We start from the raw sequence: 15,058 nt of genomic DNA on the forward strand, positions 1-15,058 counted from the left end.
ACCTCCTGAAAAAGTACAAGAGAAAAACCAAAAGATCTTCTTAATGTACCACAATAGAAGTTACGCCAAACGTTTTAGCACATCAGCACATTCGCCAAAGAGCATTTTTTTTAATCGTAGAATTCTTTCTTTGCTGCCGACATTGTATTGAGCATCAGCATAGCAATAGTCATCGGACCTACACCACCAGGAACAGGAGTAATATAAGAGCATTTAGGAGCAACCTCGTCAAACTTCACATCGCCACACAAACGATATCCGCGAGAACGTGTCTCATCAGCTACGCGTGTAGTACCAACGTCAATAACAACCGCGCCCTCATGCACCATGTCAGCAGTAACAAATTCAGGTTGACCAATAGCAGCAACAACAATATCTGCACGTTGACACTCTTCTTTTAATGTTGCACTATGGCTGTGGCAAACCGTCACTGTGGAGTCACCATATTGCTTCTGCATCATCAAGCTAGCCAAAGGTTTACCAACAATATTACTACGACCCAGAATCACACATTTCTTCCCGCTTGTCTCAATATTGTAGCGACGCAGCAATTCGAGGATTCCACGCGGAGTAGCTGATACGAAACAAGGCAATCCGGCACCTAAACGTCCTACATTGATAGGATGGAAACCATCTACATCTTTACGATAGTCGATGGCTTCAATAACCTTTTGCTCAGAAATATGTTTAGGCAAAGGCAACTGAACAATAAAACCATCTACATCAGTATCAGCATTCAAGCGAGCCACACAGGCAAGAAGTTCCTCCTCTGTTACATCATCTTCATAGCGAATCAACGAAGACTTGAAGCCGCAAACCTCACAAGCTTTCACTTTGTTGTTCACATAGGTTTCACTTCCACCATCATGGCCTACAAGAACTGCGGCCAAATGAGGACGTTTCTGTCCTGTTGCCACCATTTTCTCAACTTCTGCCGCCAACTCTGCTTTGATGGCTGCAGCTGTAGTTTTCCCGTCTATTAACTGCATAAGTTTATTTTTAAGGATATATTCCAAACTGAAAAGAGCCTGCATACAATGAAATATGTACACAGACTCTTTGTTATTCTATTTATTAAAATCAGGCATTTCCATACCTTCGGGCATTTTTGGCATCTTTCCCTTAGGCATTCGTGCCATAAGATTTGCCATCTTATTACCCGTCATCATTTTCATCATCTTACGCGTCTGATCAAATTGCTTGATGAGGCGCCCCACTTCCTGCGTACTCGTACCGCTACCCTTTGCTATTCGATTGCGGCGACTCGTGTTTAAGATCTCAGGACGGCGACGCTCCTCAGGTGTCATACTCTGAATGATTGCTTCAATTCCTTTAAACGCATTATCGTCAATCTCCACATCTTTCAAAGCTTTTCCAACACCAGGAATCATTGAAGCCAACTCCTTCAAATTACCCATCTTCTTAATTTGCTGAATCTGAGCCAAGAAGTCATTAAAATCAAACTGATTCTTCTGAATTTTACGCTGAAGCCGCTTAGCTTCTTCTTCATCATACTGCTGCTGAGCGCGCTCCACAAGAGTTACAACGTCGCCCATACCCAAAATACGGTCAGCCATACGCGCCGGATGGAAGAAGTCGAGAGCTTCCAGTTTCTCACCCGTACCTACAAATTTGATGGGCTTGTTCACTACCGTACGAATACTCAACGCTGCACCACCGCGGGTGTCGCCATCTAGCTTAGTCAGTACTACACCATCAAAATCGAGACGCTCATTGAATTCCTTTGCCGTATTAACAGCATCCTGACCTGTCATTGAGTCAACAACGAAGAGCGTTTCGTCGGGATTGATACCTTCCTTAATTGCAGCAATCTCGTTCATCATCTGCTCGTCAACAGCCAAACGACCTGCAGTATCGACGATCACTAAGTCATAGTTCTTTGCTTTGGCTTCGCGGATAGCTCGTTGAGCAATCGCAACAGGATCTTTGCAATCTGGCTCACTGTAAACAGGCACTTCTATTTGCTCACCAAGAACCTTCAATTGCTCAATTGCGGCAGGACGATAAACGTCGCAAGCCACGAGCAATGGTTTCTTGTTTTTCTTCGTTTTCATGAGCAAGGCTAGCTTACCACTCATTGTGGTTTTACCAGAACCTTGAAGACCCGACATGAGCACCACTGCGGGATGTCCTTCCACCTTAAAGTCGGCAGTCTCACCGCCCATTAACTGTGCCAATTCGTCATGGACTATCTTAACAAGCAATTGTCCTGGTTTTACAGCCGTCAGAACGTTCTGTCCCAAAGCCTTCTGCTTCACATCATCGGTAAAGGACTTTGCCACTTTATAGTTCACATCGGCATCAATCAGTGCACGGCGCACGTCCTTCATCGTCTCGGCCACATTTATTTCTGTAATGCGACCCTCACCTTTCAATATTTTAAAAGACCGTTCTAGTCTTTCACTAAGATTTTCAAACATACATAGTTAAATTTGCGCGCAAAGATACGAAGATTCAATGATGTAAGCAAGAAACACCTTTCCCCTCCTAAAAATATGATATAGCTTCTTGCGCTAAATAACTATTTCTATCATCAGAATATAAAACTTAATGAGGTTCTTCCAGCTAATAAAAGGAGCCTTACGGGAATTTGCTATGCAGAGTTTCCATTTTAGACGTATTTTGCACATTTTATCATATTAGGTGCAAAATTTATGCACAAAAAATTTCAAGTTGTGCGTAAATAGTCTACCTTTGCCGCCGTTTCGAACAAGAAACAGGAAAATTAAACAAATTGCTCAATACTGTAATATGAGAAAATTAACACTAGCTACAGCCCTACTGCTGTGTGCTTCTGCTCATGCAGGCGGTTATCTTACCAACACTAATCAGAGCGTAGCTTTCTTACGCAATCCAGCTCGCGATGCAGCCATTGGCATTGATGGTGCCTACTTTAATCCTGCGGGTATCGGCTTTCTCTCCCGTGGTTGGCATCTTTCTCTGAATGTTGAAAGTGCTTATCAAACTCGCGAAATCACTAGTAACTTTGGTTCTGTAAACAATCGTAGTCTCTTTGCTTTGGGACAAGGCAACCCTGCTGATGGCGTGAAAACATTCAAGGGAAAAGCGCAAGCACCTGTATTCCCTACGCTCGATTTGGCAGCAGTTTATAATAAATGGTTCTTCTCCGCTCACTTTGGCATCACCGGCGGTGGAGGGAAATGTACCTATGATAAAGGACTTGGCTCATTCGAAAGCCAAGTGGCAATGCTCCCTGTCATTGTAAACACAGCTTCTAATGCCATTATTGGACAAAATGCAGCTGCAGGTTACTCTTACAACAGCTATGTTAGCGGTCGTCAATACTATATTGGTGGCCAGTTCAATGCAGGCTATAGAATCAACAATAAATTGAATCTCTCATTGGGTGTGCGTGCCGTTTATGCCACTACAAACTATTATGGTTATGTGCGCGACATGAAAGTGATTACTACAACAGGACAAGCTGTTGATCTTTCCACTCTGCTCACACAATTCAATATGCCTACGCTTGCTAAGGGCGTTAGCAATTTAACCAATGACCGCAATCTAAACTGCGATCAGTCCGGCTGGGGTGTAACACCTATTTTGGGTATCGATTGGAAGAGCGGCCGTTGGAACTTAGCTGCAAAGTGGGAACTTAAGACTCGTTTGCGCCTAAAAAATAAGAGTGGAGAAAACACTAGCGGCTTAGACGAATTTAACGATGGCAAGACTATTCCTGCCGACCTTCCGACCATTCTTGCAGGTGGTATTCAATACACAGCACTCAATGACAGCAGCTTGCGTTTTAATGTTGGTGCTCACCTGTATCGCGACAAAGCAGCAACACAGTATCAGCACCGCGAAAACAAACTTGGCGGCGATGGCTTTGAATTCCTTGGTGGTGTTGAATGGGACGTTAAGAAATGGGCTACAGTCAGTCTCGGTGCTCAGTACACTAATTATGGCTTGGGCAAAGGCGACTTCCTGAACAACATCTCTTTCGTCACAGACTCGTGGAGCCTTGGCTTTGGTGCTAAATTCCAGGTTCGAAAGAATATCGCCATCAACGTGGCTTACTTCAAGACCTTCTACCTTGGCTTCGATAAGCACATGAAGGACTACAACGATTTGAAGGCAAATCTTGGAGGACAACTTTCTGGGAAGTTCAAAGCTCTCGGCGATGCAGCTAGAGCAGGACAAGTTAGCTTAACTCCTACTGAACAAGCTGTGATGAGCAAGCTCCCAACAGCTTTAGCAACTTTCAATACAGCAGGTACGGATCGTTTCGACCGCACTAACGATGTATTTGGTGTAAGTTTGGATATCAACTTCTAATAAATATTATCTTGATTTTTTGAAATCCCGTAGGCCGTGAGGTTTGCGGGATTTTTATGGTTCAGCCCCGAATTGCCAATAGCTTTATTACGTTTGAAAATACAATAAGGATGTGAACTGGCGGCCTTATTGCGTTGGCTGACGCAATAAGAGTAATTGAGAAAACGATACGGGAATCTAGAAATCAGAAAGAAATTCTCTTCGCCTCGCTTTATTTTTTCGTTGTCACGTTGCCACGTTGTCACAAGCAAAGCATAACGGTCTGAAATAGATTATATTATAGGCGTGACAACGGTGTGACAACAAAATTAAGAGCTAAAGTTATTGTCACGCGTATAAGTATCTAATTATCAACACATTTTTAAAATCTGTGACAACGTGACAACAAATATACAAGTTTCTTTTATGGCAGGAGAACAGAGACTCCTCTTATTTTTATACCTACCTTTCCTCCTCATCCATACGTAATATTTTGCAATTGAAAAGTATAGTCCCTATCGCAACGGCGAATTTACTAATTAGCCGTTGCTCCAGTCTCTTCTGCCTCTTGATGCTGCAATACGATGGGGTGTATTAGTTCGAGAAGTCGCACCTCGGCATTCTTCATACGAGGCACTTCGCGAATTGTTTTTCCTATGTTACAAGCCTGGAGAGCTCTACTAAATAAGCCATGACTAACGGCCAAGATTCGTTTTCCGTCATAGTCATGAAGCAACATATTTATAAAGGTTGCAGCACGCTCAAAAATATGTTCCACAGTTTCTACGGATGGAGGAAAATCATAAGTATCTATATCCGTAATTTTCTTTCCTGTCACCTCTCCCCAATCTCTTTCGCGCAGAATCGGCGTTTTTATTATCGGTAGCTGCAATACTTCATTTAGCAGTTCTGCAGTTTGTACTGTACGGTGTAAATCGCTCACAAACATCACATCGAAATGCTGCCCTCTCAGCTCTTCTCCCAAAACGCGAACTTGCTCTTTCCCCTGCTCTGAAAGGTTACCAGGCATCAATCCTTGCAACACTCCTTCAGCATTTTCTATTGTTTCGCCATGACGCACTAAATATAATTGTACCATTTCTCGATTCTTTAATTCTTTATGCGCGACAAAGGTACGCAATTATTCAGCGAAAGAAAATACACCAATGCACCATACTTCCTTTTTCATACGCTATATCCAAAGAGAATCAGACAAAAGCGAACGAAGAGAGCAAAATATCTCAAGGAATGCGTAAATTTGCGAAAAATCAAAAAAAACAAATATTTATGACAAACTCAGTGAAAAATTTAGTGCTACGAGCCTTTTGCCTGTTGGTCTTGGGAGTTATCCTACTTGTCTACTCTAACAGTATAGCTGGTGCTATCGTTCAAGCTATTGGAGCCTTACTCATCGTTCCTGGACTATTCTCTATCGGCAGCCTTTTCCGTGAAAAGAAATCGCAAGGCGAAGTGGCTCTTTCTCTCATTCAAGGAAGTGCTACCATCATTTTAGGAACAATACTCCTTATTTGGCCCTCTATGTTTATCAGTGCTCTTATGTACACTTTAGCAGGCCTTTTGATCCTGGCTGGCACAGTACAGTTCACTTCACGCTGGCAAATGCAAAAACAGGGTATTGAGCTCGACAAACTTTCCTACTTTGTCCCCGTACTCACTCTGTTAGCAGGCATTGTTGTCATAGCTTTCCCTCTAGAGACTGCAAGTATTCCCTTCTGTATCATTGGTGCAGCTTTCTGCCTCTATTCAATCTTGGAATTTGTTTCTGCTTGGCAAATCAGAAAATTCCAAAAAACACATACACACTCAACTATAATTGTTGACGAAGCTGAAGAAACGAAAACTGGAATAGAAGATCAATCAGAAGCATAACCAACTCTCTTTACGCTCATTTCATATTCTAAAAGATGAACGACTCTCAAAAATATCGCTCCAACCTCCTCACTATTATTCTCATTTCCGCCCTGACGCTGATCCCATTTATCGGTTTGACGGACTTCAATACTAAGGGTGAACCTCGCGAAGCCATTGTAGCCGTTACAATGATCGACACTCATAATTGGATTCTGCCGCAGAATAATGGTGATGAGTTTGCCTACAAACCTCCCATGTTCCATTGGTTCGTAGCTGCAACCTCGGTTGTTATTGGTGGTGTCAATGAGTTTAGCGCCCGTTTTCCTTCCGCCTTGGCTGGAGTTGTTTTAGCCGTCATGACCTTCTGCTTCTTTGCTCGGCGCAAAAATCAACACATAGCTCTTCTCACTTCGGTCATCATGCTCACGACATTTGAAGTTCATCGAGCTGCCACAAACTGCCGAGTAGATATGATGCTCACACTCTTTATTGTACTAGCTCTATATCAACTCTTCCGATGGACGGAGCGCGATTTACGCGGTATTCCTATTTGGGCTATTCTCTGGATGAGTTGCGGAATGCTGACAAAAGGCCCTGTAGCAATCATCCTACCATGCTTGGTAAGCTGCGTTTATCTCTGGATACAAGGCCGCCACTTCTGGTTTGTCGTGTGGCGTTTTGCTCTCATTGCCATGAGCGCAATGATTCTCCCGTGCCTTTGGTACTATGCTGCATGGCTACAAGGAGGTGATAAATTCTTGTATCTGATTTACGAAGAAAACGTGTTACGCTTTCTCGGTAAGATGCCTTACAGTTCGCATGAGAATGGAGCGTGGTATTATCCCGTCGTACTATTAAGCAGTGCAGTTCCTTATACGCTCATCTGCCTCATGGCGCTCTTTACCATCCAACGCGAACAATGGCGAAAGCTCCAAGTCTTGAAAAGTGCTTGGTGGAAAGGATTATGGGAGCATATCCGCAAAATGGACAGAGTGGAACTCTTTTCCCTCTTAGCCATTGTTCTCATCATCGGCTTCTATACCATTCCCAAAAGTAAACGAGGTGTCTACATCCTCCCCGTATATCCTTTCGTGGCATACTTTGTGGCGCGACTAATCGAGTACCTTTCAGCCGTGCGCCCTCGTATTGTTATTTTTTTCGGTTGGGTGTTAGCTACAATAGTGGGAATTGTATTCATTGGTATGATTATTATCAAATCAGGCTTTATACCCGATAGCATTTTTCACGGCCGACATGCTACTGAAAACATCGCAATGCTCCACGCATTGGCAGACAACTCAATCATGAGCAGCACCAATAGCATTTTTCTCATTGTGTGTGCCATCGCTATTTATCTCTACTATTCTTTATCCCCATTAGGACGCCTCATTCAAAATGTGGCTTATAATGCCCTACTCATTTTCCTCTTGCTCGATGCTCTTTTGCTACCGCCCCTGATGAGTTCGCGCTCCGACAAACCCTTGGCAGCAGAAGTGGAAAACTATACAAAGCAAAAATCGCTCTATTCTTTTGTGGACGATAAGGATAAGATGCTACATTTCTTCACGCTCAACTTCTACTGTCATAACCGCATCCAAATTTTTAATCCTGAAGTTCATTCGGGATTACTCCTCATTGGCGACCGCGACGTTGCAACCTTTAGTCGTCTCAATCCAAACATACAACTAGAGCCTATTCGCGACTTCCATCATCGCAGTTGTGACACTCGCCAAAACATTCTTCTCTACGAGTTCCAGACGAAAAATATGAAACAAGATTAGCTAGCAACAGCTTCTCTTGCTCAGAACACAAGCAGACAGAAAAGAACATTTCTGTCTGCTTGTGTGTTATCTACATAGTTGCATTATTAGGATTTTTGTTATAAAAAACTCTTTTTCCTTATCTCTCATTTTGAACTTCCAAAGATATTTGTACTTTTGTCATACTAAACAAAAAGTAAATACTATTATATCTAACTATTAAAAAAATGAAGAAATTACTTCTTTTCAGTTTCGCCATAGTGCTTAGCGTGTTATCGCTATCAGCACAGACGACCTGGACAATCAGTGTAGCACCTGGCGGAACGTCGGGTGGATACATTGTTGACACACAGGGCAACAGCACCGACAAGGTAGCTTATAGTACTTTGTATCCTCGCGCGGGATTCTGCCCCGCATGGTACATCCGTTTCCCTAAAGGTACGTACACCGTAAAGTCGAACAATAGCGGCACAGTGGATGTTCGCAATATGAACACAGAAGTTGACGTCAGCACACACAACAATGCGCGCAACTTCACTTTTACCACCCCTTCAGCAGGCTGGTATCGCTTCATTTTGCGCGGAGTTTCAGCAAACACTTCGATGAGCGACTTTACGATCTCATCTACAAATGTTAGCGGAGAAAATTCTGTTTATTTGGCTAGTTGGCGTAGTATCCCCTCACTCCACCTTAACGGCTTTGGCTCAACAAGCGCAAATTTGCCTGAGGGAGATGTGTTCGATTGGATTTACGATGAAGTGCAAATCCCTGAGACTTCCGACTATTTGGGCACATACGTTGAAGCCTTTGGTTTCAAGAATGGCTACATCGGCATTCAGAACAATGGTAAGATGCAGAACGGAGCAATGAACCACACTGTCATCTTCTCATCTTGGGATAATGGTGATACAGACGCAGACGCATCTTTGGCCGCTTACAAGCGCAGCGGTATTATCGGTATCGACAGCACCCTGCAGAACACCACTGTAGAGCGCTTCGGCGGAGAGGGAACGGGCTGCCATGTCATCCTTAATGGCGATTATTGGAAGCCCGGTAAATGGGTGCGCTTCTTGCTGAATGTTCGCCCCGAACAGATTCAGCTCAAGGATGGCTCTAACTACGAAAACACCATCATTTCTGCTTGGTACAATGTTCGTGGTGAAGACAACGAATGGCACTATATCTCCTCACAGCGCATGGCAGGACAAACGCTCTATTTTGGCTCAGGTTTCAATGCTTTCCTTGAAGAATACACACGTGGAAACAATAGTCAAGGAAATGCTAAGCATCAAGCTTACTATCGCCGTGTCTTTACACGTTCTATGCAGGGAGGTAACTGGTACAATCGTAATATCTTCTCGTTTGGCCACACTGATGGTGGAAACAGTAAAGGCGCACGCAATGACCGCCACCAAACTTATGTTACATACGATGGAGAACAGGCCATCTTGATGCAATCGGGTGGCTATATAGAGCCGAATCAACCGCAAGGCGATGGTTCTTCTTTCTCAATCAACTATCTTGAACCAGGAGATTATCTCCCTTCCAACGAAACTCTGGCAACACTCATTGAACGCAACGTGAAACCAGCACTTCGCACGCAGGATCTTCAGCGCATGCACACAGCATTGGAAGACGCTTCCATTCTTTCTCCCCAATCTGGCTGGAAAGTTAAAGGTTTCGACTCTCAAGAAACTGTAGGCGAAGGCGCCACTAATGGTCGTGCTGCTCTCGTTCTCGATGGTAAGCTCGACACTTATTGGCATTCTGATTGGTATTCTGGTCAGAGTTCCAATTACCCTCACTTCATCACATTCTCTCACGATGGAGACATTGAGCTTGATCGTATCGCTTTGACTACGCACAGTGGCCATAGTTCTACAAACTATCTCGCTAAGAAAGTGCAAGTACAGGTATCGTCAAACAATGGCGCATCATGGAGCACACAAGGTACATACACTCTGACAAACGGCACTTCTCAGAATATTCAACTTTCCGCTCCTCTTTCTCTTCCCACGGGTAGCTTACTTCGTCTCTACTTCACTGAAGGTTACAGCAATGGTGGTTCACACTTCATGGCATTAGCTGAAGTAAACTTCTACTCCAAGAGTATCGAAGCTCTGCGAACACTTGTGAAAAAGTATTACGAGAATGCAGGAACACTAAACAACTATTCTAAGGCAGACGTTGAGACATATTTAGGCAATGTCTATGCAAACCTAACAACTGCCACAGCCGATGAGATGCAGAATGCTCTTACAGAACTCTCTCTCCATGGTAAATTGGCCAAATATGGTCCAGTCTTCAACGATCTTAATTTAAACGCAGAAAATGCTTACATCATCGAGAATACATACGGCTACGGAACACTGATGAACATTGCGGGGCAAAATTATCCAACTCTGCGCGCTTCTAATCCGACAGATGGAAAAGTTCCTCTGAGTCTCTATCAGCAGAAGTTTGAACTAGCTGACCCTGCGGCAAGTTGGTTGATTGTAGGCACGGACAAAAATAGCAGAAAGCAGTACCTCATCTACAACATGGCAACCCAAAAGTTCCTTAACCCTACTGCAGGAAGTGTGGGTTCTGAAAGTTCCATGAGCGATAGTCCTGTTTACGTACGTCTGCGCAAGAGCACATATGGATTTATCTTTACACCAGTTGATCAGTCAACGCGTTACTCCACAGGTAAAAACGTGGCTGCAGATCCTACAGCCGCAAATGGTGCAGCTTTAACGCAGAGCAGCAATTCCACTAAAAATGGCACTTATTGGAATCTGTATGATAATTTCAGCATCACACCAAACAAGAAGCTTGTTGAAGCTTTGCGAGAAGCAGCCAACACTGGTGTATTCAATATTCCTACGGGAATCAACAACGTAGAGAGAACTGACAACCAACGTGAGAACGTTGTCTACGATCTTCAAGGTCGTCGTATTCTGCAACCTACAAAGGCTGGACTCTACATTATAAATGGTAAAAAAATTATTGTGAAGTAAACAAACAATAAGATACAAAAGTGAGAAACGGGTAGAACTTTCGTCCTACCCGTTTCTTTTTCTATCGAAAAGTTCCCAAAACTTTCGCCCTCTCTTTCTAACAGATGTTTTTCCCGTCCCAGCACAAAATTGTTCTGATTTAAGGAATAACTTTACACTAAATTGTTTTCTCAACAATATAACGTGGGCGACGCTTCACTTCAGAGTAAATTTTTCCAACATACTCTCCTATCACGCCAAGAGCTACAAGAATGGCTCCGCCAATAAACCAAAGAGAGACAAGCAAACTGGTCCAACCTTGTATGGTTCGTCCTTCAGCATAAACCACAATGGCGTAGATGATTGCCGCTAAAGAAATAAACATAAAGATCAGTCCGAGATACGTAATGTAGCGCAGGGGGCGCACAGAGAAAGATGTTATCCCGTCAACAGCAAAGCTTAGCATCTTACCAAGAGGATATTTCGATACCCCGGCTTGACGCTCCTTTCTGTCGTAGAGAACTATCGCGGTTTGGAATCCTAAGGTTCTTACCATACCTCGAAGAAAGAGATTGCGCTCTGAATATTCTAACAAAGCTTCGAGGGCACGACGACTCATCAGTCGGAAATCGGCATGATTATAGAGTACATCACCTCCCAACCCTCTCACCATTTTATAAAATGTTTGTGCCGTTGTACGCTTAAACCATGTGTCAGTTTTACGAGCATGGCGAACACCATAAACAATATCTTTTCCCTCAAGAAAACGCTGAACCATTTCATAAATAGCTTCAACATCATCCTGCAAATCAGCATCAATAGAAATAGCCGCATCTGCATGATGTGCTGCCCAATCCAGTCCTGCCCATAGCGCACGCTGGTGCCCCACATTATGCGCTAATTTCAAACCGCCCACACGTCTATTCTTTTGCGAATAGGTTTCGATAAGATCCCAAGTGGAATCACTCGATCCGTCATCAACATAGAGAATACGAGTATCCACTGCTTGATCTGCCTTTAATTTCTCACACACAGAAAGCAGCACATCATTTGTAGCAGACAAAACGGGCTCCTCGTTATAACACGGAACAACTATAGCAATTTGCATTTTCCTGTTCTTTTTTTGGGGTTTCCAATGCAAAGGTAATAAAATCATAAGAAGTTCAACTTTTATGGCCTATACCAAGTACAAACTTTCCTCTCTCGAAGCTCTCAATGATGGCTTTTTGTCGGAAGGTTTTCTTCTTACCTAAAATTCATCTTATATTTGCAGTCGAAAATCAAATTAGCTCATGGCTCATAAGATTGAATTAACAAACATGTACAACACAACTGCATGGTTTTGCTTGCTGAACTCGTCAAAAAATCTATCAGAAGTTTCTAACGAAGGATGTAGCTGTATAGCTTGCTCTGCTGTCAGTACGTTCAATAGTGCCATGATAGCTTATGTACAATAACCATAATGATAGTCCCCCATCTCTCCTTGGAGTTTTGGGGGACACTTATTTACAGATAGCAGAACTCGGACACAAACAAATGGTTTTATAAAACCTCCTCTATATTTAGAAAGTATCTCGTAACAAACAATACAATATGAGTTTAAGATTCAGAGTCGTTGAAGACGCTTTTAAGAAAGTCCCCGTAGAAGTTGTAGCTCCCAAGGAGCGACCATCAGAATACTACGCTAAGTACGTCTTCAATCGAGAGAAGATGTTTCACTATCTCCCTCAAGAAACGTTCAAACGCTACTGTGAAGCCATTGAGCAAGGCACTCCGCTCAACCTCAATGTGGCCGATTCTATTGCGCAGGGCATGAAACGTTGGGCAATGGAAATGGGTGCAACCCACTGCACCCACTGGTTTCAGCCACTCACCGAAGGAACAGCAGAGAAGCACGACTCCTTTGTTGAGCATGATGGAAAAGGAGGTATGATTGAAGAATTTAGCGGTAAAGCTCTTGTCCAGCAAGAGCCTGATGCCTCTTCATTCCCTAGCGGTGGTATTCGCTCCACCTTCGAAGCCCGCGGTTATTCAGCGTGGGATCCTTCTTCTCCTGTTTTTATCATTGGCGACACACTGATGATTCCCACGGTATTTATTGCCTACACGGGAGAGGCTCTCGACTATAAGGTGCCTTTGAAGAAATCTCTTGCCGCACTTGATCAAGCTGCGACAGGTGTTGCTCAATATTTCTATCCTGAAGTAAAAAAAGTTACAACCAACTTGGGCTGGGAGCAAGAATACTTCTTGGTAGATGAAGATCTCTATGGAGCTCGTCCTGATCTCCTATTGACGGGCCGTACTTTAATGGGGCACGACTCTGCAAAAAACCAACAGATGGACGACCACTACTTTGGTTCTATTCCCGAGCGTGTGGCGGCATTCATGAAGGATTTAGAAATCCAAGCTCTTGAACTCGGTATTCCTTGCAAAACACGTCACAACGAAGTTGCCCCTAACCAGTTTGAATTGGCTCCCATCTATGAGGAATGTAACTTGGCTGTGGATCACAACATGTTGCTCATGTCGCTGATGAAACGTGTTGCGCGCAAGCACGGCTTCCATTGTTTGCTCCACGAAAAACCGTTCAATGGCGTGAATGGTTCGGGTAAACACGAAAACTGGTCACTCACTACTGACACTGGCATATTGCTCCACGCACCAGGCAAAACGTCTGAAGAAAATTTGCGCTTTGCTGTTTTTGTGGTTGAATCGATTATGGGTGTTTACCGTCACAACGGATTGCTCAAAGCCTCTATTATGAGTGCCACGAACGCTCATCGGCTAGGTGCTAACGAAGCTCCTCCAGCCATTATTTCTTCTTTCCTCGGACAACAGATTGATGACTTGCTCGACCACATCGAAGTTTCCTCCAAAGATGAATTCTTTACGCTTGAAGGAAAACACGGACTCCGCCTAGATGTTCCTCAGATTCCCGAACTCATGATTGACTCTACGGATCGTAACCGCACCTCACCTTTTGCCTTCACAGGAAATCGCTTTGAGTTCCGTGCTGTAGGCTCAAGTGCCAACTGCGCTAGCGCACTCATTGTGCTGAACACTGCGGTGGCTGAAGCTCTAACTCTCTTCAAACAGCGTGTAGATGCCTTGATTGAGAAAGGCGATAGCACAGTCAGTGCGATTCTTGACGTCCTTCGTGAGGACATCAAAGAGTGCAAAGCTATTCGCTTTAGCGGCAATGGCTATAGCGAAGAGTGGAAGAAAGAAGCTAAAGAACGTGGACTCGATTGCGAAACAAGTTGCCCTCTCATTTTTGATCGCTACCTGGACGATGCTACCGTTCAAATGTTTGAATCCATGAATGTTATGAATCTCCACGAACTCAAGGCACGCAACGAAATCAAATGGGAAACTTACTATAAGAAACTCCAGATTGAAGCGCGTGTTCTTGGCGACCTTTGCCTCAATCATATCATTCCTGTAGCTACAAAATACCAAAGTGCTCTCGTTGATAATGTCTACAAAATACAGCAGACATTCCCAGCCGACCGCGCTAAAGAACTTTGTGCTTATAATGTCAACTTAATTGAGAAAATCAACAAACACCTCAACTTCATTGCTGAGAATGTCGACTTGATGGTGGAAGAACGCAAAAAGGCAAACAAAATTGAGAGTGAACGCGAAAAGGCCATTATCTATCATGACAAGATAGAACCTTTCTTCGATAATATCCGCTATCACATCGATAAACTCGAACTTATCGTTGAGGACGAGACGTGGCCTCTCCCCAAATACCGTGAGTTGCTCTTTATTCGCTAAGAAATAACCCCGGAGAACGAACACAAAAAAACAAGAGAGATTTCCTTGCAAGGCTATCTCTCTTGCTTTTTTAGATATAATAGTAAAAGTTCAATTCAGCCATTTCATAAAAAATGGCTACTGTTTTTGATACTTACTCATATTCCAATTTGCATAGCGCAGCAAATTATCGCAAAGCACTTCGGAATTAGAAAAATCATCCCAATAGTAATAATAATTAGAGATACCCAGAGCGGCACACTCTATCCAGAAAGTTTTTTGATACTTCCCGTAGTGAATATACACTTGCTCGTGGCGCACTCGGTGCTCTTTCCGATACTGTCCTAAAAAAGTGTGTAAGCTCCAAAGTTCTTATATTTGTAGTGAATT

General features: G+C 43.5%; 9 protein-coding genes. 5 read left to right on the top strand and 4 right to left on the bottom strand.

Annotation, left to right across the window (positions count from 1 at the left end; all coding sequences use genetic code 11):
* Positions 1–110: 110 nt before the first annotated feature.
* Both folD and ffh read right to left on the bottom strand, forming a co-directional pair.
* Positions 111–989, bottom strand: a complete 879-nt coding sequence (folD, locus tag ACO4R2_RS05135) for a bifunctional methylenetetrahydrofolate dehydrogenase/methenyltetrahydrofolate cyclohydrolase FolD (protein WP_484769431.1) — start codon at positions 987–989, stop codon at positions 111–113.
* A 78-nt stretch (positions 990–1,067) separates the two neighbouring features.
* Positions 1,068–2,441: a signal recognition particle protein gene (ffh, locus tag ACO4R2_RS05140; RefSeq protein WP_311490928.1), complete on the bottom strand. Its 1,374-nt coding sequence runs from the start codon at positions 2,439–2,441 to the stop codon at positions 1,068–1,070.
* A gap of 331 nt (positions 2,442–2,772) precedes the next feature.
* On the opposite strand from ffh, the gene ACO4R2_RS05145 reads away from it, so the two are divergent.
* Positions 2,773–4,320, top strand: coding sequence for a hypothetical protein (locus ACO4R2_RS05145; RefSeq protein WP_484769432.1), 1,548 nt, complete (start codon positions 2,773–2,775; stop codon positions 4,318–4,320).
* Between the two features lie 514 nt (positions 4,321–4,834).
* Here ACO4R2_RS05145 and ACO4R2_RS05150 read toward each other — a convergent pair.
* Positions 4,835–5,398, bottom strand: a complete 564-nt coding sequence (locus tag ACO4R2_RS05150; RefSeq protein WP_484769433.1) for a histidine phosphatase family protein — start codon at positions 5,396–5,398, stop codon at positions 4,835–4,837.
* 188 nt (positions 5,399–5,586) lie between these two features.
* On the opposite strand from ACO4R2_RS05150, the gene ACO4R2_RS05155 reads away from it, so the two are divergent.
* The 3 genes from ACO4R2_RS05155 to ACO4R2_RS05165 all read left to right on the top strand — a co-directional run bounded on the left by ACO4R2_RS05155 (position 5,587) and on the right by ACO4R2_RS05165 (position 10,930).
* On the top strand, positions 5,587–6,189 hold the full coding sequence (locus ACO4R2_RS05155; protein WP_484769434.1) for an HdeD family acid-resistance protein: 603 nt from the start codon (positions 5,587–5,589) through the stop codon (positions 6,187–6,189).
* Between the two features lie 35 nt (positions 6,190–6,224).
* Complete coding sequence (locus tag ACO4R2_RS05160; RefSeq protein WP_484769435.1) at positions 6,225–7,952, top strand: ArnT family glycosyltransferase; 1,728 nt, start codon at positions 6,225–6,227, stop codon at positions 7,950–7,952.
* A 206-nt stretch (positions 7,953–8,158) separates the two neighbouring features.
* Positions 8,159–10,930, top strand: coding sequence for a DUF3472 domain-containing protein (locus tag ACO4R2_RS05165; RefSeq protein ID WP_484769436.1), 2,772 nt, complete (start codon positions 8,159–8,161; stop codon positions 10,928–10,930).
* 157 nt (positions 10,931–11,087) lie between these two features.
* Here ACO4R2_RS05165 and ACO4R2_RS05170 read toward each other — a convergent pair whose 3' ends face one another.
* The gene (locus tag ACO4R2_RS05170) at positions 11,088–12,017 is read right to left on the bottom strand and encodes a glycosyltransferase family 2 protein (protein WP_484769437.1); all 930 of its coding nucleotides are present in this window, start codon (positions 12,015–12,017) and stop codon (positions 11,088–11,090) included.
* A gap of 485 nt (positions 12,018–12,502) precedes the next feature.
* On the opposite strand from ACO4R2_RS05170, the gene ACO4R2_RS05175 reads away from it, so the two are divergent.
* Positions 12,503–14,689 carry a glutamine synthetase III family protein gene (locus tag ACO4R2_RS05175; protein WP_484769438.1) on the top strand — a complete coding sequence of 729 codons (2,187 nt, stop codon included), beginning with the start codon at positions 12,503–12,505 and terminating at the stop codon, positions 14,687–14,689.
* Positions 14,690–15,058: the final 369 nt, after the last annotated feature.

The organism is Alloprevotella sp. (genome assembly GCF_057240785.1).